Source organism: Streptomyces sp. NPDC056161 (assembly GCF_042268025.1).
Taxonomy (GTDB): Bacteria; Actinomycetota; Actinomycetes; order Streptomycetales; family Streptomycetaceae; genus Streptomyces.
Genome location: NZ_JBHJUV010000002.1, coordinates 290,284 through 315,562, shown reverse-complemented (window position 1 = coordinate 315,562; position 25,279 = coordinate 290,284). Strand labels below are relative to the sequence as shown.

The following is a 25,279-nucleotide window of genomic DNA, read 5'->3' as shown; positions in this document are numbered from 1 at the left end:
CAGGTCCGGCGGAACGATGGAGCATTGCGCGTATTCGCCTACACCCAGACCCAACTCAGAAGCGCGTACCACCTGAACTTTCCAGCCATCAGTGGCCAAATTCCAGCGCCACCGAGTGAACGCCCGGTTTTTCCATACAAGTTGACCGGCCAGAGTGACACAGATCACCAAAGAAACAACAAGCCGCCTCGTGTCCACCTTCTGCGATCTTGTTACCGTTTCCGATCTTTACCTGACGCATACCTTCACATTGACATCACATGGGTGATGTTGATGAAAATGCGAGAGGTCGAAGACTCATGACGGTTCACAGACCCGCGCCACGACGGCGCGGGCGGCCTTGGCTCGGGGGGAACGTTCGCTGGACAGCGGGCGGTGTCGCCTTGGCCATGGCCATCACCCTGCTCGACGCCACAAGTTCCGTTGCAACAGCACCGCTTGAAGTCGTGAACGCGCCGAAGAAAGCGACAGCAACCCAGGCAGCTGACATTCCTTCCGCCCGAGTCGCGGCAAGGCTATCCGGCAAGCGGGTTGAAGCGCTCTCGGAGCGCACCGAGACGTCGACGACGTGGGTGAACAAGGACGGCAGCCTCACCACCGAGTTCGCGGCCGGGCCGGTCCGTTTCGAGCGGGACGGCAAGTGGGTCGATGTCGATGTGGAACTGCGTGAATCCGGCTCAGGTGTGGAACCGGTCGCGCACCCGGAGGGGCTGCGGCTCGCGGGCAAGACAGGTACGCCAGCGAAATCATTGACAGCTGCGCGCGAGGCCAAGGCCACCGACCTGGTGACGCTCGGCGAGGGCGACCAGCAGATCACCCTGCAGTGGAAAGGCGGCCTGCCGAAGCCGACACTGGACGGTACACGGGCAAAGTACGTCGACGCCGTTCCCGGTGCGGACGTGGTCGTCGAGGCCACACGCACTGGCTTCGAGCAGTACGTCGACATCAAGCAGCGCCCGGACTCGGGCGGCTACTCCTACACGCTGCCGCTGAAGGCCAAGGGCCTGAAGGCCAAGCAACTGTCCGACGGAAGTGTGCTGTTCACCGACAAGAAGAACACCAAGCGGGCCGTCATGCCTGCCCCGGTGATGTGGGACGCCACCGTCGACAAGCGGTCCGGCGAGCACACCCACAAGGCCAAGGTCGGTCTGAAGGTCGTGCAGAAGGGCTCCTCCGTCGACCTGGTCGTCACGCCGGACGCAGAGTTCCTCGCCGACCCGGACACCCAGTACCCGGTCACCGTCGACCCGTCCACCTCCTCGCTGTCCAACGTCTTCGACACCTACGTCCAGCAGGGCGAGACCGTCGACTGGTCCACCGACACCGAGCTGGACTTCGGCAACCCCGGTACGAAGAACGCAGACGGCACCCCGCGCACGGCACAGACCTTCGTCTCGTGGAACACCACACCGGTCCAGGACGCGCTGATTCTCGACGCGAAGCTGAGCCTGTGGAACTTCCACTCCGGTAACACCGACTGCAAGCTCTACCCGTGGGAGGTGTGGGCATCCGGCGCGGCGTCCACCTCCAGCCGGTGGACGAACCGCCCGACGATGACGGCGAAGAAGGCCACCTCCACGGAGACCCGCGGCAACGCCGGCTGCTCCACCCAGCCGGACGGCTGGGTCAACGCCGACGTGACGACGCTGGTGCAGGAGTGGGCATCGGCCAAGGCCACCCGAGGCCACATGGGCATCCGCGCTTCCGACGAGACGGTCGTCGCCCAGTGGAAGCGGGTCAACTCCGCCAACGCCACCTCCAACCCGCCGAAGCTGGTCGTCAACTACAACTACCGGCCGCGCACCGGCACCAAGCAGGAGGCCGGCCCGCCGTACTTCTCCTACAGTGGCGCCTACGTGGTGAACACCACCACCCCGACGCTGCGGGACACCTTCGTCGACGCCGACGGTGACAAGGTCAACGGCACTTTCCAGATCTACGACAACGCCACCAACACCCAGGTCGGCGACGTTATCGTCTCCAAGTACGTGCCCTCCGGGCAGGTCGCCTCGGTGACCGTCCCCGCCGGGGTGCTGGCCAACGGCAAGACGTACAAGTTCCGTACCAGCCCGTACGACGGCACGCACTACAACACCGGCTGGTCAGCCTGGAAGACCTTCACGGTCGACACCAGTGCCCCCTCCGCCCCGTCGAAGATCGTCTCCACTGACTACCCGTCGGGCGAGTGGGTCAAGGGCGCTGGGCAGTCCGGCACCTTCACCGTCACCCCGCCCGCGTCCGACCACAACTGGCTGGAGTGGTCCCTGGACGGCGTCACCTGGACAAAGGTCGCCACCGGCGGCTCCACCGCCGACAAGGCCATCCCCATCACCCCACCACAGGACGGCACCCACACCCTGCAAGTGCGCACGGTCGACAAGGCGGACAACAAGTCCGAGGCGATCGAATACACCTTCCATGCCGGACCGGGCGGCTTCGTCCAGCCCTCGGACGGCGAGCGCACCGCACGCCGCCTGTCCCTGGTCGCCGAGGCCGACGCGATCAGGTACGACAGCGTCTCGTTCTCCTGGCGCCGCTCCGAGGCCGACGCTTGGGTCAAGATCCCGGTAGGAGACGTCACTTCGGGTGGCAACACGCTCACCGCGTGGCCGGTCGCCCTAACCAACGGCAAGAACACAGCTCTGGTCTGGAACACCACCGACACCGTCGACCCCGACGGCACCGTGCAGATCAAGGCCGACTTCGCGGGACCGAACAGCGCCTCGGGCAGCACCGAGCCACTGACCGTGGTTGTCGACCGCAACGCCGAGGGGGCAGCCACCGAGCGGCTTGGCCCAGGTCAGGTCAACCTGCTCACCGGCGACTACACCATCTCCGAGACAGACGTTTCCGCGTTCGCACTCTCCGTTTCACGCACTGCGTCATCCAGGACCCCCAACAAGGGAGCCCAGGAAGAGGGCCAGGCTGCCATCTTCGGCAAGGAATGGGTGTCTGGCACGGTCGCGCAACTCACGGAGTCGAGCTCCGCCTACCTGCGCAAGATATCCGACACGGCCGTAGACGTGGTCTCGGCAGACGGTGACAGCATCCACTTCACCGCCAACGCCGCGAAGGACGGCTGGATCCCCGAGCCGGGCTCGGAGTCCCTCACACTGACGGGCAGTGTGAGCGGCAGCTTCACGCTGACCGACACCGAGGGGATCGAAACCACCTTCACCAAGCCCGAGGCGAGCGCCACGACATGGCAGGTGTCGAAGACCGAGCCTCTCGGCCTCACCAGCAACAGCACAACCATCGTGTCCGAGACCATCACCTCGGGCGGCAAGACACTGGCCCGCCCCAAGCGGATCATTGCCCCGAACTCCGGCGTCACCTCGACGTCCTGTTCTTCGGATCCGGCCACGAAGGGGTGCCGTGTCCTGGAGTTCGTCTACGCGACGACCACCACCGCCACAGGCAGCGCATTCGGCGACTACAGCGGGCAGGTAAAGGAGATTCGGCTCTGGGCAACGGAACCCGGTGCGGCGAACGCCACATCCAGGGTCACCCAGACCTACGCCTACGACGACCTCGGCAGGCTGCGCGAGGCTTGGAACCCGCAGATCAGTCCCGCTCTGAAGGCGACGTACACCTACGACAGCTCTGGTCGGGTCACCCAGCTCACGCAGCCGGGCGATCTGCCGTGGAACTTCACCTATGGCAAGGCAGGAGCCAACTCGGCGGCTGCTGACGGAATGCTCCTCACCGTCTCCCGGCCCGCCCTGCAGCAAGGCACCCTCGACGTGGTGGACGGCGAGGCCGTCACCAGCCTCGTGTACGACGTGCCGCTGACCGGCACGGCAGCCCCCTCCGCGATGGGCTCCTCCAACGTCAGGGCATGGGGGCAGACCGATACGCCGACCGACGCAACCGCGATTTTCCTCGCCGATGTGAAGCCTGTCTCCCATGCCGGTGACGGGCTTACGGCCACTGGCTATCAGCGCGCCAGCATCCACTATCTGGGCGCCTCCGGGCGCGAGGTCAACTTTGTCGTGCCGGGCGGTCACACGACGACCACCGAGCACGACCAGCACGGCAACACCGTCCGCCAGCTCTCCGCCGCCAACCGGGCAATCGCCCTCGGACTGACTGCGGCTGACCGAGAGCAGCAGGCCGAGTTGGGCATCGGTCAGCTGACCAGTGCCGAGCGCGCCGAATTGCTTTCCGACCGCTGGGTGTACAACAGCACCGGGACTCGCGAACTGGAAGAGTTCGGGCCCCTACACAGGGTGGATCTCACTTCCGACCTCAAAGCCGGCACGACCACTCTTGCTCCCTCCGGGACTTCGGTGACCGGACGCTCCTGGACGCTGACCACGTACGACGAGGGCCGCCCCACGAACGGCACAGCCAAGGTCAAAGACCAGGTCACCAAGGTCTCCTCGGGTCTGGAGGTGCGCGAACACCCCGGCGTCCAAGGTGAGGCGCGGATCACGGAGACCACGTACGACTGGGCCAAGGGTCTTCCTGTGAAGTCCATCCAGGACCCAGCCGGACTGGCCCTGACCACCACGACCGAGTACGACGCACAAGGTCGCGTCACCAAGAAGATTCAGCCCGGGGCCGCCGGGACCGACGCCACGACCCAGGTGATCACCTACTGGGCGGCAACCGGAACGGGAACGTGCCAGGGACGCCCCGAGTGGGCCGACCAGGTGTGCACCACCAGCCCAGGGGGTGTGATCACCGGCGGCGGATCCAACCCCACTCAGCTGCCGACCAGCGCGACAGAATACGACTGGTGGGGAAACCCGGCCAAGGTCACTGACACCGCGAACGGCGTGACCCGGACCACCACCACGTCGTACGACGGGGCTGGCCGTGTCACCACGGTGAAAACGAGCGGCGGCACAGGACAAGCTCTGCCGGAGAGCACCACCGAGTACGACACCGCCAGCGGCCGCGCGGTCAAGACCGTGTCGCCCACTGCCGGAAGCATCACCAAGCAGTACGACAGACTCGGCCGTCTGGTCTCCTACACGGATGCCGACAACGGCAAGACCACGACCGAGTACGACATCCTCAATCGCCCGGTCAAGGTGAGTGACTCCGTCCCGTCAACCATGACGTACACGTACGATCACTCCGTTGAACCGCGGGGCCTGGCCACGACCACGACAGACTCGGTCGCCGGTGCCTTCAAGGCAACGTACGACGCGGACGGCTCGGTCAGCAGCGAGAAGATGCCCGGCGGCTACACCCTCAAGGTGACCGACGACACGACGGGTGCGACTGTCAGTCGCACCTACACCCGGGACAGTGACGGCACCATCGTCTACTCGGACACGGTGGCCACAACGGCTCACGACCAGGTGTCCCGGCATGCCGGCTGGTCCGACCAAACCTATCAATACGACGCAGCGGGACGTCTCACCACTGTCGAGGACACCTCCGAGACGATCTGCACCCGCCGCGGGTACACCTTCGACGCCCGCACCAACCGCAAGTCCCTCACCGCCGCGACCAGCTCGCCGGGCGCCGACTGCCCCACCAGCGGAGGCACCACCACCAATTACACGTACGACAGCGCGGACAGGCTCGTCGACACCGGCTACACGTACGACGGGTTCGGGCGATCCACGGCGGTGCCCGGTGACGGCACGTTCAGCTTCTACGTCAACGACCTCGTCTACCAGCAGAGCGCGAACGGCGAACGTCAGACCTGGGCCCTGGACGCGGCACAGCGCTTCCGGTCATGGACGGTGGAGACCGGCAGCGGCAGCTCGTGGACCACAGTGCAGACCAGGCTGAATCACTACTGCAGCGAGTCCGACAGCCCTCGCTGGATCGTCGAGGGCACCTCCACCGGAGCAGTGACCCGCAATGTCTCCACCGCAAGCGGCGAACTGACCGCCACGACGAGTAAGACCGGCGACCGGGTCCTGCAGCTCACCAACATCCACGGCGACGTTTCCCTGCTGCTCCCGCTGGACAGCGGCGCGGCTCCGCTCGCGCTCGACAGTGACGAGAACGGTAACCCGCGGGCCGGACAGGAGGACGTCCGCTACGGCTGGCTGGGTGGAAAACAGCGCTCGAGTGAGACCCTCACCGGTCTCACTCTGATGGGGGTTCGGGTGTACAACCCGGACAGTGGGCGCTTCCTTTCGGTCGACCCGATCGTCGGGGGCGGCGCGAACCTCTACGGCTACCCTGGCGACCCGATCAGCCAGTTCGACCTCGACGGTCAGGCATGGAAGTGCAAGGCCAAGTGCGCCTTGGTCGGCAGTGACCCCAAGTGCACCGGATATGTTTGGGGCGCAGGCTCGGGCAAAACCCAGGACGCGGCAAGCAAAGCGGCGAAAAAGGACGCTTCCAGCCAGGCGCCCCGAGGCTGCCGGACCAAGCACTGTCGGACTGTGGATTGCAGCAAGAACCGTTTGAGGCAGTGGTGGGATGCCGACTTCACCCCCAGGGTCATCCACACGCGCAATCCTCCTGACTGGATGCGCCGGATGAACCGCTGGACGTGGGGCATCGCGTGGCACGATTACGTCTGGCGCGGCACGTACGGCAGCTGGTGCGGATGCGGTCCGTGACCGATCTGACAGCTGACGCCCGGTAGACGAGGGGATCGGCCACCACTCTGTACGGTGGCCGATCCCCTACACCATCCCCCAATGGAAGGACCCAGAAAATGAGTGACGCGCCTGAGCTCTGGAAAGTGGTGATCGCTCTGGAAGCCACGGCAGAGCAGAAGGAGGCTCTGGTCGACCGCTTCGTCGACGCCATCTGCCCAGATCCGAGTCATGAGGGTTGGTGCGATACACCCTGGGCCCTCCATGTAGTCGAGGGTGACTCGCTCAGCACAGATGAGCAGGAGCGGCTCCGGGACGAGATCAAGGACACCATGGAAAGCTGACAGAGAGGGGCGGCACCAACTGTCAACGGTCTCGTCTGGCTCAGAAGTCGTTGTGAACCTTTTCCAAGGCCAGGTACTTAGCGTTTCCGCAGGTCCTCTCTCTGACAGCCTTGGCTGAGACGCCCGCTTTGCCGGGTTAGGCTGGAAGGGCGAGACAGGAGTACACCCCGGCATGGCCAGCACCACCCCCCGAAGCTCCGGATCGGATCCGGCGCCCCGTCCAAAGCGGCGGACGTTTTCCGCGGAGTACAAGCTGCGTCGCCGAGTACGACGCCGCCCCGACCGGGGAGAAGGGTGCGATCCTGCGGCGTGAGCGGCTGTACCACTCGCACGTGAGCTGGACGCGGGGAACTACTGGTGTTCGCAGCGGACGATGTACCGGCTCCTGTCCGCCGCCGGGCAGAACGGCGAACGCCGCCGCCAGGCCACCCACCCGCCCAGGACGATCCCCGAACTGCTCGCGAACGGGCCCTCGGAGGTTTTCACCTGGGACATCACCCGACTGCCCGGCCCGGCCAAAGGCATCTGGTTCCACGCCTACGTGATCATCGACATCTTCAGCCGCTACATCGCCGGCCACACCGTCGAACTCGCCGAAACGGCCGAGCGGGCCAGGGAGCTGATCCGCGAGGCCATCGAGCGCAACGGCATCGTGCCCCACACCGTCCACGCAGACCGCGACACCTCCATGACCAGCAAGAAGGTCTCCCAGCTACTGATCGACCTCGGCGTCACCAGGAGCCATTCCCGCCCCACGGTGAGCAACGACAACCCCTTCAGCGAAAGCCAGTTCCGCACCACCAAGTACGCACCCGACTATCCCGAACGCTTCGACTCCCTGGCGCACGCCAGGGAGTGGATGGACGCGTTCATCAGCTACTACAACCACGACCACCGTCACTCCGGGATAGGACCTGCACACCCCCGCATCCGTCCACGCTAGTACGGCCATCAGCCGCCGCCCCTCCGCGGCGCTTAGACTCTCACCGTGGTAGGAGAGGACGCCCACTTAAAGGGAATCTCGAGAGCGAAGAGAGCCAAGCTCTACCTCGAGGGCACGATGCGGATCTGTGGGGCCTTCGCGAACACGGACTCGGACGCCTGGGCGAGGAAACTGACACTCGCCTGGCCGGAGGGCGGACAGACCTTCTCCTTCGACCTGGGCGGGTCGATGCGGGGCGCCCCGTACCACGGCGACCAGTTCTGCGCGGAGGTCAAGCACTATCAGGGGCCGGCGGACCAGGGCACTCACTTCGTCGAGTTCCTCGCCAAGTGCTACGTCGCGCACCAGGAGAAGTACCTCTTCGGTGATCACTACATGTGGATCACCTGGGCCCCCTTCAATGTGAACAGTTGGTCGCAACTACACGAGCCGCAAAGGATCGAGTCCGCTGTCGTCCAACACCGGCAACGCATCTTCGGTGACGTCTCCGAGGACGAGGCCAGGAAGAGGATCGACGCGAACGCGGTCCAGAGCGTGTCCGAGCGCGTGTGGCGCATCGTCCTGTCAAAGAAGCAGGAGGGTTTGCTGCCCCTCACGGAGTGGCGGGCCATCCTGGCGCACGAGCTGACCCTAAAGGGGGAGTGGTGAACGCCGTCGCATCGTCGATCGCCGAGGCACTCGAGGCGGACGACCCGTACCGCTCGTTCGCCGAAATCAAACGACTCCTCGAACAGCACCTTCGGCAGATCAATCCGCAGATCCGGACCAGGCGCACCGGATACTACAACCACACCCACATGCCGGACCTGGTCATGCGATGGCCGCATGACGACGACCTCAGCGACCGATACGTCTACCTGCGCAGCACGACGGACGCGGACGAGCTCGGGTTCGACATCAGGCGCCTTGCTCGCCAGGACCGGCCCATTGTTCTGACGCTCGGCGCTCTCCGCCCGTCCTTCGACGCCCGCACCCTGGATTCGCTCGCGATCGACCACCACACCCTGGTCTTGGACTTGGCGGCTTTTGCGGAGCTGACCGCTGGCGAGTCGGCCGACGCCGCGTTGAGGCGTCTGATCGCGAACACCGTCATTGAAGGTGGCCAGGGCCTCCTTGACGAGCGCTCCGTATCCCGGCTGGCCCGTGCCATGACGACCGGCGCGCAGGCAGCCCGCCGTGGTGAGCATGAGGGGACTGAGGACGCGCTTGCCTTTGCCTCGGACACGCTGTCCCCACCGATCGCGCGCCGCCTGACGGCCTTCTTGGGTACCTTATGGCGCGCCAGTGGTGCACCGGTAGCCGCACTCGAACGCGCTCCCAAATATCCGCAGCAACTGGACGAGTCGTCGCTCGATTACCTCCTCGACGGCCAGGAGATCCCTGATGGCAACTTCTGGAGCCGTATCGCCCGTGAGATCACTCTGACCGATCTGCTGCGGCACGGCAGGATCACCGTCACCGACAATCTCCAGCACCTCATGCGCGCCGCGCTGAGCACATGGAACGCCCGGGTATGCGGTGTAGCCCCCTCCTCCGTCGCCGCTCGCCGTGGCGCAGCCCCCCTGCACTGGACTACGGGCGAGGGAGTCCTGAGCTTCGACGCGCCCGGCTTCGTTCTCACGCTCGCACAGAAGGTCGACCACCTGACATCGTCGGCGGCACGAGCGGCGTACGAACTGCCGGCCCTCGACGAGGTCGGCAATCGTCTGCCGCTCCTAGGGCTGAGTCTCAAGGCCATCACACTGGTCAACGGTGGCGGAAAGGTGGCGTACGAAGGAGAGGTGGGTGCCTTGCATGGGGACCGTCTCCGCCACCTCAGTGAATCTCTCGGACCTGGAACCCTGGTCAAGACACTCGAAGCAGCCCTGCCGCCAAGTGGCGTACCGGTGAGGTACAACTTCTCCACCCGGACCGCCTCGGTAAAACCACCCCGCGGCAGTGTCCCCCTACTGGAGCTCGTGAACACGTCCATTCGACTCTTCACGGACCTATCCCACGCGGAGGAGGAACGCCTCGTCGAGGTGATCCCGTCGGGCGGCCGCACCCTGCATGCTGGAATCGATCACGACATGCAGGGGACAGAGCCCCCCGCCGACTGACGCGCGGCGGGTCCACAGTGGGCGCACCGACACGACTCCACCGCGTGAGGCTCCGTACCGGGGGAGGCGCTGCCGTACTGCGGGTAGCCATGCCACGCCAGATTGTCCGTGCCGAACCGACGTACGGCCGTGACGCTCATTTGACGCTCCGGGCGCCCGCTGGCCCTCATGGGTGCGGGTTCGGGTGGTGTGCAGTATGTGTGGCGTGGGCGTTACGGGCGATGTCCTGACGCTGAAATGACGCTCTCGGAGGCATCGTGACGCTCATTTGGCGCTCCGCCGCTGACCTGCCTAGAACGTGGCCGCGTAGGGCTCGTTGGAGCCGTCGGCCCGGGAGCGGTCCGGATCTTGTCCTCAGGGAGACGGGCCTGGTCGTCTGTCGACGCCGTACCCCTCGGCTCGTGGGCTGCTCCCAGTGGATGTGTCGGCCCGCGCAGTGCTACGGCGAGGTGGGCAGGTGCGGGGAGCGGAGTACGAGCAGGGTGATCTCGCTGGGGGCGAAGACACGGAACGGTGGGCCCCAGAAGCCGGTGCCGCGGCTGGTGTAGAGGAGGGTGCGGGTGCCGTGGTGGCTGAGGCCGGCGAGGGCGGGCTGGTCGATGCGGACCAGGTGGTGGAAGGGCCAGATCTGGCCGCCGTGGGTGTGGCCGGAGAGTTGGAGGTCGATGCCGTCGGCCGCCGCCCGGTCGACGAACTTGGGCTGGTGTGCCAGGAGCAGGACGGGCAGGTCGGGGTCGGCGCCGTCCAAGGCTCCGGCCAGGTGGGCGCGGTGGCCTGCCAGCCCGGAGGACTCGGCGGTGACGTCGTCCACGCCGGCGACCACGAGGGTGTCGCCTCCGCGTTCGAGCAGCAGATGGCGGTTGCGCAGCGGCTCCCAGCCCAGCTCGCCCATCAGGTCGACCCAGCCCTGGGCCTCGCTGTAGTACTCGTGGTTGCCGGTGACGTAGACCCGGGCCCGGGTGGCCCGCACGGTGCCGAGTGGGACGGCCTGGGCGCGGCGGCGTTCGGCCGTGCCGTCCGCGATGTCGCCGGTGTGGCAGACCAGGTCGGCTTCCAGAGCGTTCACCGTCTCGCACACCCGCGCCGACCAGCGAGCGCGATCGAGCGGGCCGTAGTGGGTGTCGGTGATGAGGACGACGCGGAGGCCGTCCAACCCGGCACCCAGCCGGGGGAGTTGCACGTCGAGGCGGCGCACCCGTGGCACGCGACGGGCCTCAGCGTATCCCCAGCCGAGCAGTACGGCGGATATGCCGAGGACGGCCCAGGTGACGATTCGGGCCCGGTCCTGACTCTCGCCGACGCCGGCCACGGTCAGGGCGAGCCGCAACAGGACGCCGAGCAGAACGGACCAGGTGAACAGGACCCAGCTCGTGCCCAGCAAAGTGTCACCGACGATCGCCGCCCGGTCCTGCTGGCGCCGGCCGTGGCCGCGCACCATCGCGAGCGGCATACCGATGAGGCCGAGGACGAACAGGGCGGTGCCGGCCAGGGTGACGGGCAGCGGCCAGTGCTGGCCGGTGTACAGGAGCACCCAGCAGGGCACGGCCCACAGCAGGACGGGGGCGATCAGGGGGATGGAGCGCATCAGGCGGCGCAGTCGGCTCTGCCGTGGAACTTGCGCTTCGCTGTCGGCGGGTCGGGTGTTGCTGGTGTCGGTCACGCTTCCCCTCTCTGATCGGGCTGCCGTCCCGCGCACTGTATCCGGTCGTCCTCGGGCCGGCCGGACGGGCGTTCATGGGTCCGGACGGGCGTTCATGGGTGCGGCCCCGTGGGCGGAAGGGCGCGAAAGCCGTCCTCACCCTGGAGCGGCAACCGGCGCTGATGGGCAAGTGGGCAGCTCTCGTCGGCGCGCTTCTCGGTTCGCATCACTCCACTCCAACTCCTGCTGAGGAAACCTCGGTCCCCGGCCCGGCCTTGGCGCAGGACAGCGGCGGACCACCGTGCCGCGACCGCCCGCACCCCGCACGGACCTGAGCCCGGCCGCCTGACCGAGGCTCCCTGGGACCCCGAGCTGACCCGTGCCAGGACCGAACACGGCACCGACGTGGTCGAGGAACTGGTGGCCGACGTCCTGTTGGCAGACCTGGCCGAAGCGATCGGGTGAGGAAACCGCTCCGGCCGGACGTGACGCCCACGCGACGGCCACGCGACGCCCACCTGACGCTCCGGGTGCCCGAAGGCCCTCCGGCGGACCGGAAAACCGGTACGGCGACGCACGAGCTGATCGCGGCCGGCTGACCGTCTTCCGCTGCCCGCGGCGACCGAAACCTCAGGAGATCGTTCACATCCGCACTCGGCGGGGAGCGCGGCTCGGAAGGCGGGCCGGCGATGGGCCGCTGTCGCGCACGGGGACCGCCTGGGCACGCCCGTCCAGGGCAGTGGGGGCCACGCACCGAAAGCCGCTCCTCGACGGGCGGACGGTGCCTGCCGGGGGCACTGGACAGCGGCCGTCACCCGGTCGTACCGCCTCGGGGGTGCATCCGGGCGTGTGGCCAGCACCGTAGAGGTACGAGGGCGCGGTGCGAGGCATCGGCGCGTGGGCGAGCACTGGGACGGCACCCGTGGCGGACGAAGCGACAGGGACGGCGGCCGGGGGCCGGGTGTCGGCGGGTGCGGCGCCGACCTGCCTGGTGACCGGCGCGAGTGGGTACATCGGCGGTCGGCTGGTGCCCGAGTTGCTGGACGCGGGGCACCGGGTGCGCTGCCTGGTGCGTACCCCGCGCAAGCTGCGCGACCATCCGTGGGCGGACCGGGTGGAGATCGTGCGGGGCGATGTCACCGACGCGGCATCGGTGGCGCGGGCCGTGGACGGCGTGCACGTCGCCTACTACCTGGTGCACGCGCTCGGCACCGGCCGCGACTTCGAGCGGACCGACCGCGACGCGGCCCGCGTCTTCGGGGAGCAGGCCCGTCGGGCCGGTGTCCGCCGCCTGGTCTACCTCGGCGGCCTCACCCCGGAAGGCGTGCCCGAGTCACGTCTCTCCCCGCATCTGCGCTCCCGCGCCGAGGTCGGCCGGGTCCTGCTGGACTCGGGCGTGCCGACCGCCCACCTGCGTGCGGCCGTCATCATCGGCTCCGGGTCGGCCAGTTTCGAGATGCTGCGCTACCTCACCGAACGGCTGCCGGTGATGGTCACCCCGCGCTGGGTGCACACCCGCATCCAGCCGATCGCCGTACGGGACGTCCTGCGCGTCCTGGTGGGCTGCGCCGGCCTGCCGGCAGACGTCAGCCGCGCCTTCGACATCGGCGGCCCGGAGGTGCTCACCTACCTGGAGATGATGCAGCGGTACGCCGCCGTCGCCGGCCTGCCCCGGCGGCTCATCGTGCCGGTGCCCGTGCTCACGCCCGGTCTGTCCAGCCACTGGGTCGGCCTGGTCACCCCGGTGCCGGCCGCGGTCGCCCGTCCGCTCGCGGAGTCCCTGCGGCACGAAGTGGTCTGCCGGGAGCGGGACATCGAGCGGTACGTGCCCAGCCCGCCCGGCTGCCCCCTCGGCTTCGACCGGGCCGTCGACCTGGCGCTGCGCCGGGTCCGGGAGGCGGAGGTCGCCACCCGCTGGTCCTCGGCGTCCGTGCCGGGCGCCCCCAGCGGTCCGCTGCCCACCGACCCGGACTGGGCGGGCGGCAGCCTCTACACCGACCTGCGGGAACGCGAGGCGGACGTGGCGCCGGAGGCACTGTGGGAGGTGATCGAGGGCATCGGCGGGGAGAACGGCTGGTACTCCTTCCCGTCGGCCTGGGCCCTGCGCGGCCGACTCGACCGGTTCGCCGGCGGTGTGGGCCTGCGCCGCGGCCGCAGGGACGCGCGGCGGCTGCGGGTGGGGGACTCGCTGGACTTCTGGCGGGTCGAGGAGATCGAGCGCGGGCGGCTGCTGCGGCTGCGCGCCGAGATGCGGCTGCCGGGCCTGGCCTGGCTGGAGATGCGGGTGGACGACAGCGGCGCCGGGCCCGTGCGGTACCGGCAGCGCGCGCTGTTCCATCCGCGCGGGCTGCTGGGCCACCTGTACTGGTGGAGCGTCTCGCCCTTTCACGCGGTCGTCTTCGGCGGCATGGCCCGGGGCATCGTCCACGCCGCCGCCCGCGCGCAGCGGGAGCGCCCGCGCACCCCCGCACCGGCCGCGGCCGGCCGACGTACCGCATCCGGACCCGCCGCGTCGGCGGAAGACGGTGCGGACAGCGAACACCGCGCCGTCCGCACCGACCGTCGCCGACCACGGGAAAGAAGCTGACCGCCATGCACGTCTCGGTCGTCCTGTTCACCTCCGACCTGCGCCTGCATGATCATCCGCCGCTGCGCGCGGCGCTGGAGGCCGCCGATGCGGTGGTCCCGCTCTTCGTGCGCGACCGGGCCGTCGAGGCGGCCGGGTTCGCCACCCCCAACCGCACCGCCTTCCTCGCCGACTGCCTCACCGACCTGGACTCCTCGCTGCGCGAGCGCGGCGGGCGGCTCGTGGTGCGTTCCGGAGACCTGGTGGAGGAGGTGTGCCGCGCGGTGGCGGAGGCGGACGCCGACGAGGTGCACATGGCGGCGGCGCACAGCGCTTTCGCCACCCGCCGGGAGGAGCGGCTGCGGCGGGCCCTGGAGTCCGACGGCCGCCGCCTGTTCGTCCATGACGCGGTCACCGTCGCCGTTCCGCCCGGCGAGGTGACCCCCTCGGCCTCCGACCACTTCGCCGTCTTCACGCCGTACTACCGGCAGTGGACACGGTTCCGCCTGCGCACGGCCGTGGCCGCGCCGCGCCGCGTGCACGTGCCCGACCAGGTGAGGAGCGAGCCGCTGCCCGCGCGCGCCGATGTCACCGGCGTCTCGCCCGCCCTGTCGCCCGGAGGGGAGCGCGAGGGCCGCAGGCGGATGACGGCCTACTGGCGCCGGGGCCTGGACACGTACGAGGACCTGCGCGACGACCTGGCCGCGGACGCCACCTCCCGGCTCTCCGCCCACCTGCACTTCGGCACCCTGTCCCCGGTGGAACTGGTCCACCGGGCCCGCCGCCGGGGCGGGGCGGGCCCGGAGGCGCTGGTGCGGCAGCTGGCCTGGCGCGACTTCCACCGCCAGGTCCTCGCCGCCCGCCCGGAGAGCGCCCACGCCGACTACCGCACCAAACGCGACCGCTGGCGCACCGAGCGCACGGCGAGGGCCGACATCGAGGCGTGGCGGGAGGGGCGCACGGGCTACCCGGTGATCGACGCGGCGATGCGGCAACTGCGCCACGAGGGCTGGATGCACAACCGCGCCCGCCTGCTGACCGCGAGCTTCCTCGCCAAGACCCTCTACGTCGACTGGCGGATCGGCGCCGCCCACTTCCTGCACTGGCTGGTCGACGGCGACATCGCCAACAACCAGCTCAACTGGCAGTGGACGGCGGGCACCGGCACCGACACCCGGCCCAACCGGGTCCTCAACCCGGTCATCCAGGCCAAGCTCTACGACCCCGACGGCACCTACGTGCGCCGCTGGGTGCCCGAACTGGAGGGCGTGGACGTGCCCGCCGTGCACGAGCCGTGGCGGCTGCCCGGCGAGAGCCGCGCCGCACTCGACTACCCCGACCCGATCGTGGACCTGGCCGCAGGACGGGACCGGTTCAGCCGGGCCCGCGAGCGGCAGGAATGACCACGGCCGGCCGGTGCCGGTCGTTCGGCGACCGACTCGGCCCGCACGGCCCGCACTCCCGCGCCCGCACCACCGGGCACCGGTCATCGTCGTCCAGGCACCGCCCCCGCGCCCTGCCCGTCGGCGCCCCGGGCTCAGCGTGCCGGTGACGCGTGCCGCGCACCGTCCACGTCGCCGTACGGGCGGCTCAGGGTGGCGACGGCGTCCCGCAGGCCGGTGCACCGCGGAAAACCCGTGGAGGTCCGCCGGTCCCAGCCCGGTCCGGCGGGCAGCACGAGGGGCCGCCCGCGTGCGCCCGCCGCTCCCCACTCCAGTCCGGCGACGTGCCGGGCCAGCGGCACCGACGCCGTCGAGCGGGTCTGCGCCCACAGCACGACCGCGGCCGGACCGGTGCGCCGTACGCACGCCAGCAGTGCCTCCGCCGGCACCGCCGCGCCCAGCGTCCGGGTCGGCACGCCGCGCTCGCCCAGCGCGGCGGTCAGCGCCTCCACGGCGAGGGAGTGCTGCTCACCGGGCGTGCAGGCCAGTACCACGGGTGGGGCCTTGGCCGCGGGCGGCGCGCTCGGCAGCAGCAGCGGCGCGCTGCGCAGGGTGGAGGAGATGTGCCAGGACAGCAGGTGCTCGACCTCGACGTAGCGGTCACCGGAGGACTCCCACTTGCGGCCCACCGCGCGCAGGGTCGGCACCATCACCTCCTCCCACGCCACCGTCAGACCGTGCCGCCGGACGGCGTCCAGCAACCGGTGTGTCAGTTCCGGCGCGTCCAGCCGGACCGCGGCGCGGGCCAGGCCCCGGCACTCCTGGCGTACGTCCCCGAGCGGAAGCCCGCCACCCGGGCCGCCGGGACGGACGGCGCCGGCCGACCCGGTGTCCGGCCCCGGCCCCGGCCCCGGTTCCGGGGCAGGAGAACCGGGCGGGACTTCGTCCGGCGCCGCCGGGTCGCGCGGGGCGAACCGCAGCAGGGCCACCCGAGCCGCCTCGGCCGGCGGGGCGCCCGTGGCGGTGAGTCGGCACATCTCCTCCGCCATCGCGATGTCCCTGGGCGTCCAGCGCCGGTGACCGCCCCGCGAGCGTCCCGCGGGGCCGAGCCCGTAACGGCGGTCCCAGGAGCGCAGGGTGGTCGGTGAGACGCCGAGCCTGCGGGCGAGCGCGCCCGTCGTCACGCCGAGGGCCGAGGAGGGGTCCGGTCGGCCGGTGCCGGGCCGCGGGTGGGCGCCGGTGCCGTCCTCGGCGGTGAGGGGTTCGTCGTTCATGGCTGTCGCGTTGCTCGGCGTCCTGGTGTCGTGGCCGGTCGGTGAAACGACCTGCCCTGCGTGCCGCACTCGGGTCGGTGGGGCAGTCCGTCGGGACCTCCCTCGGGACCTCCCCTGGGACCTTCCGCTGGAACCTTCCTCCGGGGGTTCGGGCATTTCGTTGCGATATCGATGCGAGTTGTCCCCATCCTGCTCCGGTGCGCAGTCTGGTGCAAGGCGGGGCCGGTGGCCCACCGGACCGCCACGGACGGCCCAGGAGGCTCGCGATGGACCGGTTGACGACGCCCCACGGCGGTGTGACGGTCCGTCCCGGCCTGGAGCGTCCCGCCCCGGCGCCTGGCGCCGAGACGCCTGCCGCTGCGGTGCCTGCCGCTGCGATGCCCGCCACTGTGATGCCCGCCGTCGAGATGTCCGCCGTCGAGACGCCCGGCGTCGAGGCGTGCGGCCCCGGTGCCGACTGGTCGGAGCTGCACCGGGAGTGGTCCGGCTTCGTCCACGCGGTCGCCCGGCGGGCGCTGGGCGACGCCAGGGACGCCGAGGACGTGACCCAGCAGGTGTTCGCCGCCGCCTGGCGCGGCCGTGACGGCTACCGCGCCGACCGCGGAGCGTTCCCCGCCTGGCTCACGGGCATCACCCGGCGCAAGGTGGCCGACGCCCTCGCGGCCCGCTCCCGACGCGCCGAACTGACCGCGCGGGCCGCCGAACGGCTCGCGACGAGCCCGCGCCCCGAGTCCGACCCGGAGGCGGCGCTCGACCGGGTGGTCGTCACCGCCGCGCTGGCCCGGCTCACGGCTCCCCAACGGCGCGTCCTGCGGCTGGCCTTCTACCAGGACCTCACCCAGACGCAGATCGCACAGGTCACCGGCTGGCCGCTGGGCACGGTCAAGAGCCACACCCGGCGCGGCCTGGAGCAACTGCGCCGCTGCCTGCGGGACGACCGGATGCTCGTCGCGTGAGTGGCGTGAGTGGCGTGAGTGGCGTGAGTCGCGTGAGTGGCGTGCGCCGAGGTGAGCTGCGTGAGTCGCGCTGAGCCTCGTGAAGACGCCGTCGTAGAGCGATGCACAGTCGATGCGTCCTGCTACTCGTATGCCCCGGTGCGCCGCGGCTCCGCGGTGACTGCCGTGACCACGGTGCCTACAGTGACTACGGGGAACAAGCCGGCGCCGTCCGCCCTCCATGACGGGCGGGCACCTGACGGCCTCGGACGCCACGATCCCGGACGTCTCCCCGGCTCGGCCCGTGGCCGTGAGAGGTGAGTCATGTCCCACACCGTCGGCAGACGGCCGCTCCTAGACCGGCAGCTGTCCCTCCGGGGCGTACCGGTCCGTGCGCGGCCCTCGGCCGACGGCCGTTCCTAGACCGGCAGCAGCCCCTCCGGGGCGTACCGGGTGTCGAGGCTGAAGTCCTGGTAGTGGACGGGCCGGATCGAGTGGAGCCGGACGCGGGTGACGGAGGGGAGGTGTCCCGGGGCGGTGGCGAGCACGATGATCGAGCCGGGGTTGAGGTTGGCCGCCGTGTAGGAGCCGTCGGCCGTGGTGGTGGCGCGCAGTATTCCGCGGCCGTGCTCCGTGGTGACGGTGATCGTCGCACCGGCCAGCGGCAGGCCGTTGCGATCGGTGGCGCGGCCGGTGAGGGTGCACAGCGGCATCTCCATGGTGGGGTCGTCGACCGGTGCGGCCGGCGGCAGGGCCTGCGCGCTCTCCGCCGGCGTCCGGACCAGTTCCTTCACCCAGCCGAGCAGGATGAGCAGGGCCCCGAGGGCGATCCACGCGGACAGCACCAGAGTGGGCCGCAGCAGGTTCTCGTGGTGGAAGTACCCGATGTCGCGCACCGCGTCCACCACGTTGCCCATCGGCAGCACCGGATGCAGGAATCTGAAGAACGCGGGCACCATGTCGATCGCCACGGTTCCCCCGCTGCTGGGCATCCCCAGCATCATGAAGACGACGACCGCGACGGCCGGGAAGAACCGCCCGAAGAACGCGACGAGACCGAACGAGGTCAGCGTCACCGCCTCGGCCATCAGGCAGAGGTAGAGCAGGATCAGCGGGTTCTTCGTCACGGCGTGGTAGCCGTAGGCCGGGACGACGTAGGTGAGCCCGCCGATGACCAGTGCGCCGCAGACGTAGGTCAGTACCTGCTTGCGGCGGCTGAAGCCGGCCCGTTGCAGGGAGACGACCATGAAGTAGCAGGGCAGCGTGCAGGCCAGCGCGAGGTAGAGGCCGGTGGTGCCGGAGGTGTCGTCGGGGAGGGTCGGCACCAGCTCGTGCACCTGCAACTGCGCCGCGGCCTTGGGGTGCTGAGCGGCGGTGGCCGCGCCGACGGCGTTCTCCACGACGGTTTCCAGTGAGCTGCCCTGGGCCTTCGCGAGGTAGAGCTGCGGGTTCTTGGTGTCGGGCCGCCACGCGGCGACCGTGTCCTGGTCGAGGACCGCCTCCCGGGCCGCCTGCACGCTGTCCGCCTGGCGCAGGTCGAAGGCGCCGGGTGAGGTCCGGTCGAACTCGGCCTGGAGGGTGGAGGTGGTGTGGGTGGATGCGGCCACCGCGATGCGGACGCCGTGCGGTGCGGAGTGATGGAAGGCCGGCAGGTAACAGAAGAGCAGGCCGGCGAGGAACACGGCCGGCAGCCAGAGATTCCCCAACAGTGCGCGAACGGTCGCGCCCACCTGTGTCGTGTGTTCCTGCTTCAACGCCTCGTCCATGCCCGCGAGCGTAACAAAGCTTGCATTCGTGCAAACATGCACTCCTGCACTTATGCATCGGGGCAGGTAGGCTGCGCTCGACGACGAGGTCGAGAGCGCGTGCGGAGGCCGGAGGATCATGGTGGCGGGCGAGCGGGAGCCGGGGCTCCGCGAGCGGAAGAAGGCCCGCACCCGGGCGGAGCTGCGTCGCGCGGCGATCGCCCTGGCCCTCGAACACGGCCCCTCGGCCGTGACCGTGCCGGATATCTGCGCGGCCGCCGGAGTCTCGCCGCGCACCTTCTTCAACTACTTCGACAGCAAGGAGGAGCCCCTCTTCGCCTGGGACCCCTGGCTCAGCCGCGAGGCCACCGCCCGCCTGGCCCTGCGTCCGGCGGACGAGGACCCCTTGACCGCCCTGCGGCGCGCCATGCAGGAGACCCTCCCGGGCGTCGGCACCTCCGGCGACTGGCCCGCGCGCAGAAAGCTGCTGACCACCCACCCGGACCTGGTCGGCCGCCTGGCCCAGAACCTGCACCACATGGAGGACCTGCTCGCCGGGGTGCTCGCCGAACGCCTGGCCGTTCCGCCCAGCAGCCTCTACCCCCAGCTGGCCGCCGGAGCCGCGGTGAGTGCCCTGCGCGCCTCCTTCGTCGCCTGGGACCCCGACACCGGCCAGTCCGGCCTGGCCGACCTCCTCGACCGGTCCTTCGACTACTTCGCGGCAGGGCTGCCCGTCGACGCCGGACAGGCGGATCGAGGGGAAGCCGAAAAGATCTCGGACGGTGATGTCGAGAACCGGTGACCCGGCTCCGTCCCCGGGAGGAACGCGACCCACAATGGGTCGCACCAGTACCGAGGAGAACCACGATGGCCAAGTACTTGCTGCTCAAGCACTACCGCGGTGCCCCGCCTCCGGTGAACAACGTGCCGATGGACCAGTGGACGCCCGAGGAGATCTCGGCACACGTGCGGTACATGCAGGACCTCGCGGCCCGGTTGGAAGGCACCGGTGAGTTCGTCGACGCTCAGGCCCTCGCGCCCGAGGGGACGTGGGTGCGGTACGACGGTGCGGGGCGCCCGCCGGTCACCGACAAACCGTTCGCCGGGACCAAGGATGTCATCGCCGGCTGGCTGGTGGTCGACGTCGACAGCCACGAGCGGGCCCTCGAACTGGCCGGGGAACTGTCGGCGGCCCCCGGGGCGGCCGGAAAACCGATCCACGAGTGGATCGAGGTGCGCCCCTTCCTGGCCGCACCGCCCATGGTGACGGAGTGACCTCTGCAATGGACGGGGCACTGCTCCGCAGCCTCATCCCGAACGTGCTCGGGATCCTCGTCCGCCGCGGAGCCGACTTCGCGGCGGCCGAGGACGCCGTGCAGGGCGCGCTGGTCGAGGCGCTCCGCGTCTGGCCGAGCGGATCTTCCCCGAACTCCGCGAGCGGGCCGGACTCCGTGCGGGACATGAAGGGCTGGCTGGTCACCGTGGCCTGGCGGCGCTTCCTCGACGCGACCGGGGCGGACACCGCCCGGCGTCGGCCCGAGGACCTCGTCGACGAGGAGCCGCCGCCCGGCCCGGTTCCGGCCGCGGACGACACGCTCCAGCTCTACTTCCTGTGCGCCCATCCCTCGCTGACGCCGTCGTCGGCGGTCGCGCTCACGCTGCGCGCCGTTGGCGGGCTGACCACCCGCCAGATCGCCCGCGCCTACCTGGTACCCGAGGCAACCGTGGTGCAGCGGATCAGCCGGGCCAAGCGCAAGGTCTCCGGCGTGGGGTTCGACGAGCCCGGCGACGTCGCCACCGTGCTGCGCGTCCTCTGCCTGATCTTCAACGAGGGCTATTGCGGCGGCGTCGACCTCGCCGCCGAGGCCATCCGGCTCACCCGGCAGCTCGCCGCGGCGACCGACCACCCCGAGGTGGCGGCGCTGCTCGCCCTCATGCTGCTCCAGTACGCCCGGCGTGAGGAACGGACCGAGCCCGGCGGCAGCATCGTGCCGCTCGTCGAGCAGGACCGCGGCCAGTGGGACACCGAGTCGATCGCCGAGGGCGTCAGGATCCTGCACGAGGCCCTCGCCCGCGGCCAGTTGGGCGAGTACCGGGCCCAGGCCGCCCTCGCGGCATGCCACGCCGACGCGCGGAGCGCACAGATCGACTGGGCGCAGTTCGTCGAGTGGTACGACGAACTCACCCGCCTGACCGACAGTCCGGTCGTCCGGCTCAACCGCGCGGTCGCCGTCGGTGAGGCCGACGGACTGCGCGCCGGGCCGGCGGCGCTCGCGGAACCGGGCACCGCACTGCCCCATCACGCCGCGGTGGCCGCGTACCTCCACGAGCGCGACGGCGACCCGGCGACGCCTGCACGGCTGCCCACGGAGGCGGCGGGGAAGGCGGCCAACCTCGTCGAGCGCGACCACCCGACCCGCCAGGCCGCCCGGCTCACCGTCCGCCGCCATCGCTGACGGCTCGCGCGCGGACACCCGACCGGCACCGGCGCCCGAACGCCTCGGTGCGCGGCGGGCCGTCGGCGACGGTGGCGGACATCGAGGACCCGGGCCTCGCCACCCGGCTCCTGCTTCGCGGGTGGGTGCGCGAGCCGGGTCCGGCACGGGGTGGTTACTTCGATTCCAGCCGTCCCAGCGGGTGGGAGTCACCGGCGAGGGCGGCCTGTGCCGTTTCCCAGTCGGTGTGGTCGGTGCCGGTGACGTGGCGCAGGTAGGCGAGGGTGACCTGCTGGACGAGGGCGACGCGGCCGGGATCCTCATCGGTGGTCTCCGCTGCCTCGTAGCCGGAGATGCCCCCGAGGGAGTGCCGGCCGCCGTAGACCGTCAGCAGGCTCTTGCCGCTCCGGCTGAGGGTGTACGGGTCGGTCGTCCAGGACGGGCCCCGCGTGGAGAGCGGGAGTTCGTCCTGGTCGCCGGCGACGACCAGTCCAGGTGCGGTGATCTGGGAGAAGTCCTGGTCGCGCAGCCAGGGAGCGTTCTCGACGGCGAAGGCGGTCAGTTCGTCGCCGCCCTTGCCGGCTGTGGCCAACTGGATGCTGGCCATGACCCGGGAGTCCGACATGTCCTCCGCGACGCCGGTCTTCGGATCCCTGACGCGCAGACCGACGAGGATGCCCGCGGTCTGGCCGCCGAAGGAGTGTCCGGCCGCGACGATGCGACCGTGGTCCATCCGGCCGGCCAGGCCGGGCACGGACGCCTCCAGGGTGTCGAGTTCGTCGAGGATCCGCTTCATGTCCTGCACGCGGTAGCGCCACATGTGGGGCTTGCGGGGATCGTCCGCGGCCACGGTGAAGCGCTTGGAGTCGAGGTGGGTGGCCTGGATCACCACGAAGCCGTGCGAGGCCCAGTGGTCGACCAGCGGGGCGTAGCCGTCCAGGTGCGAGCCGAATCCGTGCGCGAACAGCACGATCGGCAGGTTGCTGCCGGTGACCGGTGCGGAGACACGTATGTGCAGGTCCTCGCCGCGCTGCGGTGCGGGCAGCACGACCGGTTTGACCGACACGGCCGGGGTGGACGGGGGGCCGGTGAGACCGGTCGTCTTGTACGTGGTCATGCGTGTGCTTCTTCCAAGTGGGTGTGGTGTGGTGTGGTGTGGTGCGTGGGGTGGGGTGGGGTGGGGTGGGTCAGGCTGTCTTGAGACCGGGGATGCGTTTCGCGCGCGCCCGTCGTTCGAGCCCTTGTGGGTCAGGAGGCGAACCGGGAGAGGGTCCCGGTGAGGCGCACGTCGGTCACGCTAAAACCTCACGTTGACGTAAGAGGCAAGTCGCGTGAGCCGGGCCGGTCGGCTCGCCCCTGGCGGCGGCACTCGGCGCTCGCGCATCCCCGGGATCGACATCCGGGACATACGTCACTTGTTGCAGCACACTGAATGTGATCATCTGCGACGGAGGGCAATGCCATGGCCGGGTCCCAGCACGACGTCGAACAGCTTCTCGCCCCCATGATCAAGAAGCGGCTGTACGCGGCCGTCAACCGTCGGGTCGCCGCACCGGAAGCCATCACGCCTTACGTCGCGGACCATCTGCGCTACATGACAGACCTGGAGGAGCGCGGACTGCTGTGGGCCTCCGGGCCCTTCGTCGAACCCGGCGTGCAGGTCGGCGACGGCCTCACCATCCTGAACACCGCGACCGCCGACGAAGCCGTGACCCTGCTCAGGGACGAGCCCCTGGCCAGGCGCGGGCTGCGCACCTTCGACGGGCCCTTCCTGTGGGAGTTGCGGGAGGGGCGCATCCCGGTCCGTCTGAACGCCTCGACGTCCACGTTCCGGTTGGGGTGAGGGGCGGGGGCGAGTCCGTGTTCCGGTCGGGGCGAGGGCGGGTCCGGTCTTGGCCGCCGGGCGCCGAGGTGTCCGGTCGCCCGCCCTGTGCAAGTCGACGGGTCGAGGGTGTCACGAACCGGTCGGCGTGCCCGTGCCGTGTGTCGAGCACACCCGGAACAGGCGTGGCTGTACGTCGGTGGCGATCTTCGCTGCCTGGTCCATGTGGACGCGGGCCTCGGGGTTGGCGAGCATCGCGCGGTAGTGCTCCTCGGACTCCCACTGGGCGTAGTTGATGACGCGCAGGCCGTCCTTGGAGGCGTGGAAGTTGGCGCGGATGAAGCCGGGTTGGTGCCTCATCGTCTCCTCGGTGGCGCGGGCGAGCAGCTCGACCAGTTCGTCCTGGCGGTCCGGGGACACGGTGAAGATGTTGATGAGCGTCGCCACCGGGCGGGTGCTGTCGATCTGTGCGGTAACGGTCATGCTCCTTCTTCTCCCCTTACGGAGGGTGGGAGGGACGCGTGCGGGTCCGCTTTCGCCCGATCGGATGAGGCCACCGGTCCCGGGCCGGATCTCCTTCGACTTCCGCGCCCACCGGGTGCGGTGTCGGGCGCGGCGGTGGACGTGGCGGTGGACGTGGCGGTGGACGTGGCTGTGGACGTGGCGGCGGACGCGGTGTCGGACGTGGCGCTCGGTGCGGCTCCGGGTGTGGCTCCGGAATCGCGCTCACCATCTGCGTCGTCGCCCTGTGCGTCGCGGTTCTCCTGCTGCCGCTGCGGGCCCGCTCGTGGTCCGCCTTCTTCTCCGGCGGGTACTGCCTGACCGTGGTCCTGGCGGTCTGCATCGCCGCCGGCTGCGCCGCGCACGCCCTGGAGGTCCGCAGGGAGCGTGCCGTGCACGACGTACGCCAGGCCGAACGCCTCGCCCTCGCCCGGGACCTGCACGACCTGATCGCCCACCACATGACCGGGATCATCGTCCAGGCCAACGCCGCCCTGACCATCCGGGCCACCGCCCCCGAGAAGGTCGATCCCATCCTGCGCACCATCTCCCGGTCCGGCACGGAGACCCTGGAGTCGATGCGCCGGCTTGTCCGCGTCCTGCGGGAGGACAACCACGCCGCCCTGCGTCCGGGCGACCTGCTCACCGAACTGGCCGACCTCGTCTCCGCACACTCCGCGGACGGCGACGACACACCGGCCCGCCTCGACGTCACGGCGGCGGCCCGCACCGCCCACCTCAGCCCCGAGGTCGAAGTCTCCGTGCAACGGCTGGTCCAGGAGGCCCTCACCAACGTCCGCCGGCACGCCCCCGGCGCCCGCGCCACCGTGCACCTGGACGCGGACCGTGCCGGGGTACGGGTGACCGTGACCAACACCGCACCCCACCGCAAGGCCGCCGCGCCCGCCGGCGGGTGCGGCGGCTTCGGGCTGCTGGGACTGCGCGAACGCGTCGAAGCCCTCGACGGAACCCTCGACACCGGTGCTCTCCCGCACGGCGGCTGGCAGGTCCGGGCCGCCTTCCCGGCGGCGGCGCCCGCCGGCCAACTCCTCCACGCCGACCAGGTCATGCGGTGACGG

At 70.2% G+C, this 25,279-nt stretch carries 18 protein-coding genes and 1 pseudogene; 14 read left to right on the top strand and 5 right to left on the bottom strand.

Going from position 1 to position 25,279, the window contains the following annotated elements:
• Window positions 1-389: 389 nt before the first annotated feature.
• The 5 genes and pseudogenes from ACFC09_RS03270 (at window position 390) to ACFC09_RS03250 (ending at window position 9,901) form a co-directional block, all read left to right on the top strand.
• Window positions 390-6,536 carry a DNRLRE domain-containing protein gene (locus ACFC09_RS03270; RefSeq protein WP_376523423.1) on the top strand — a complete coding sequence of 2,049 codons (6,147 nt, stop codon included), beginning with the start codon at window positions 390-392 and terminating at the stop codon, window positions 6,534-6,536.
• A 98-nt stretch (window positions 6,537-6,634) separates the two neighbouring features.
• Entirely contained in the window at window positions 6,635-6,859 is a 225-nt protein-coding gene (locus tag ACFC09_RS03265; protein WP_376523421.1) for a hypothetical protein, read from the top strand.
• Between the two features lie 337 nt (window positions 6,860-7,196).
• A pseudogene (locus tag ACFC09_RS03260) lies at window positions 7,197-7,797 on the top strand (transposase); the annotation flags it as partial.
• Between the two features lie 122 nt (window positions 7,798-7,919).
• Complete coding sequence (locus tag ACFC09_RS03255) at window positions 7,920-8,450, top strand: hypothetical protein (protein ID WP_376523419.1); 531 nt, start codon at window positions 7,920-7,922, stop codon at window positions 8,448-8,450.
• The gene (locus ACFC09_RS03250) at window positions 8,447-9,901 is read left to right on the top strand and encodes a hypothetical protein (protein ID WP_376523417.1); all 1,455 of its coding nucleotides are present in this window, start codon (window positions 8,447-8,449) and stop codon (window positions 9,899-9,901) included. The genes ACFC09_RS03255 and ACFC09_RS03250 overlap by 4 nt, the downstream gene beginning before the upstream one ends.
• Before the next feature lie 439 nt (window positions 9,902-10,340).
• Here the strand turns inward: ACFC09_RS03250 and ACFC09_RS03245 are convergent, their stop codons facing one another.
• Window positions 10,341-11,561, bottom strand: a complete 1,221-nt coding sequence (locus ACFC09_RS03245) for a metallophosphoesterase (RefSeq protein ID WP_376523414.1) — start codon at window positions 11,559-11,561, stop codon at window positions 10,341-10,343.
• A 204-nt stretch (window positions 11,562-11,765) separates the two neighbouring features.
• Between ACFC09_RS03245 and ACFC09_RS03240 the strand changes: the two genes are divergently transcribed.
• From ACFC09_RS03240 to ACFC09_RS03230, 3 genes are all read left to right on the top strand, one after another.
• The gene (locus ACFC09_RS03240; RefSeq protein ID WP_376523639.1) at window positions 11,766-12,005 is read left to right on the top strand and encodes a DUF2399 domain-containing protein; all 240 of its coding nucleotides are present in this window, start codon (window positions 11,766-11,768) and stop codon (window positions 12,003-12,005) included.
• A 496-nt stretch (window positions 12,006-12,501) separates the two neighbouring features.
• Window positions 12,502-14,127, top strand: a complete 1,626-nt coding sequence (locus ACFC09_RS03235) for an SDR family oxidoreductase (RefSeq protein ID WP_376523636.1) — start codon at window positions 12,502-12,504, stop codon at window positions 14,125-14,127.
• Between the two features lie 5 nt (window positions 14,128-14,132).
• Window positions 14,133-15,509 carry a cryptochrome/photolyase family protein gene (locus ACFC09_RS03230; RefSeq protein WP_376523412.1) on the top strand — a complete coding sequence of 459 codons (1,377 nt, stop codon included), beginning with the start codon at window positions 14,133-14,135 and terminating at the stop codon, window positions 15,507-15,509.
• 134 nt (window positions 15,510-15,643) lie between these two features.
• On the opposite strand, the gene ACFC09_RS03225 is transcribed toward ACFC09_RS03230, so the two are convergent.
• A complete protein-coding gene (locus tag ACFC09_RS03225) occupies window positions 15,644-16,762 on the bottom strand; it encodes a MerR family transcriptional regulator (RefSeq protein WP_376523409.1) in 1,119 nt (372 codons plus the stop codon).
• Window positions 16,763-17,139: 377 nt separating this feature from the next.
• Between ACFC09_RS03225 and ACFC09_RS03220 the strand changes: the two genes are divergently transcribed.
• Complete coding sequence (locus ACFC09_RS03220) at window positions 17,140-17,718, top strand: RNA polymerase sigma factor (RefSeq protein ID WP_376523407.1); 579 nt, start codon at window positions 17,140-17,142, stop codon at window positions 17,716-17,718.
• A gap of 398 nt (window positions 17,719-18,116) precedes the next feature.
• Here the strand turns inward: ACFC09_RS03220 and ACFC09_RS03215 are convergent, their stop codons facing one another.
• Window positions 18,117-19,463, bottom strand: coding sequence for a carboxypeptidase regulatory-like domain-containing protein (locus tag ACFC09_RS03215; protein ID WP_376523405.1), 1,347 nt, complete (start codon window positions 19,461-19,463; stop codon window positions 18,117-18,119).
• 118 nt (window positions 19,464-19,581) lie between these two features.
• On the opposite strand from ACFC09_RS03215, the gene ACFC09_RS03210 reads away from it, so the two are divergent.
• The 3 genes from ACFC09_RS03210 (at window position 19,582) to ACFC09_RS03200 (ending at window position 21,898) form a co-directional block, all read left to right on the top strand.
• Entirely contained in the window at window positions 19,582-20,244 is a 663-nt protein-coding gene (locus ACFC09_RS03210) for a TetR/AcrR family transcriptional regulator (RefSeq protein WP_376523403.1), read from the top strand.
• A 65-nt stretch (window positions 20,245-20,309) separates the two neighbouring features.
• A complete protein-coding gene (locus ACFC09_RS03205) occupies window positions 20,310-20,717 on the top strand; it encodes a YciI family protein (protein WP_376523401.1) in 408 nt (135 codons plus the stop codon).
• 8 nt (window positions 20,718-20,725) lie between these two features.
• A complete protein-coding gene (locus tag ACFC09_RS03200) occupies window positions 20,726-21,898 on the top strand; it encodes an RNA polymerase sigma factor (RefSeq protein ID WP_376523633.1) in 1,173 nt (390 codons plus the stop codon).
• A gap of 154 nt (window positions 21,899-22,052) precedes the next feature.
• Here ACFC09_RS03200 and ACFC09_RS03195 read toward each other — a convergent pair whose 3' ends face one another.
• On the bottom strand, window positions 22,053-22,994 hold the full coding sequence (locus tag ACFC09_RS03195) for an alpha/beta hydrolase family protein (protein ID WP_376523398.1): 942 nt from the start codon (window positions 22,992-22,994) through the stop codon (window positions 22,053-22,055).
• A 345-nt stretch (window positions 22,995-23,339) separates the two neighbouring features.
• On the opposite strand from ACFC09_RS03195, the gene ACFC09_RS03190 reads away from it, so the two are divergent.
• Complete coding sequence (locus ACFC09_RS03190; RefSeq protein ID WP_376523395.1) at window positions 23,340-23,720, top strand: YciI family protein; 381 nt, start codon at window positions 23,340-23,342, stop codon at window positions 23,718-23,720.
• A 111-nt stretch (window positions 23,721-23,831) separates the two neighbouring features.
• Here ACFC09_RS03190 and ACFC09_RS03185 read toward each other — a convergent pair whose 3' ends face one another.
• Window positions 23,832-24,182, bottom strand: a complete 351-nt coding sequence (locus ACFC09_RS03185; RefSeq protein ID WP_376523392.1) for an antibiotic biosynthesis monooxygenase family protein — start codon at window positions 24,180-24,182, stop codon at window positions 23,832-23,834.
• 341 nt (window positions 24,183-24,523) lie between these two features.
• Here ACFC09_RS03185 and ACFC09_RS03180 point away from each other — a divergent pair, with 341 nt between their 5' ends.
• Window positions 24,524-25,276: a sensor histidine kinase gene (locus tag ACFC09_RS03180; protein ID WP_376523390.1), complete on the top strand. Its 753-nt coding sequence runs from the start codon at window positions 24,524-24,526 to the stop codon at window positions 25,274-25,276.
• The last annotated feature ends 3 nt before the right edge of the window (window positions 25,277-25,279 follow it).

Bases quoted from the DNA above. Each gene is read 5' to 3' on its own strand.
- ACFC09_RS03270 (WP_376523423.1), top strand. From the start codon at position 390: ATGGCCATCACCCTGCTCGACGCCACAAGTTCCGTTGCAACAGCACCG.
- ACFC09_RS03265 (WP_376523421.1), top strand. From the start codon at position 6,635: ATGAGTGACGCGCCTGAGCTCTGGAAAGTGGTGATCGCTCTGGAAGCC.
- ACFC09_RS03255 (WP_376523419.1), top strand. From the start codon at position 7,920: ATGCGGATCTGTGGGGCCTTCGCGAACACGGACTCGGACGCCTGGGCG.
- ACFC09_RS03230 (WP_376523412.1), top strand. From the start codon at position 14,133: ATGCACGTCTCGGTCGTCCTGTTCACCTCCGACCTGCGCCTGCATGAT.
- ACFC09_RS03225 (WP_376523409.1), bottom strand. From the start codon at position 16,762: ATGAACGACGAACCCCTCACCGCCGAGGACGGCACCGGCGCCCACCCG.
- ACFC09_RS03220 (WP_376523407.1), top strand. From the start codon at position 17,140: ATGCCCGCCACTGTGATGCCCGCCGTCGAGATGTCCGCCGTCGAGACG.
- ACFC09_RS03215 (WP_376523405.1), bottom strand. From the start codon at position 19,463: ATGGACGAGGCGTTGAAGCAGGAACACACGACACAGGTGGGCGCGACC.
- ACFC09_RS03210 (WP_376523403.1), top strand. From the start codon at position 19,582: ATGGTGGCGGGCGAGCGGGAGCCGGGGCTCCGCGAGCGGAAGAAGGCC.
- ACFC09_RS03205 (WP_376523401.1), top strand. From the start codon at position 20,310: ATGGCCAAGTACTTGCTGCTCAAGCACTACCGCGGTGCCCCGCCTCCG.
- ACFC09_RS03200 (WP_376523633.1), top strand. From the start codon at position 20,726: ATGGACGGGGCACTGCTCCGCAGCCTCATCCCGAACGTGCTCGGGATC.
- ACFC09_RS03195 (WP_376523398.1), bottom strand. From the start codon at position 22,994: ATGACCACGTACAAGACGACCGGTCTCACCGGCCCCCCGTCCACCCCG.
- ACFC09_RS03190 (WP_376523395.1), top strand. From the start codon at position 23,340: ATGGCCGGGTCCCAGCACGACGTCGAACAGCTTCTCGCCCCCATGATC.
- ACFC09_RS03185 (WP_376523392.1), bottom strand. From the start codon at position 24,182: ATGACCGTTACCGCACAGATCGACAGCACCCGCCCGGTGGCGACGCTC.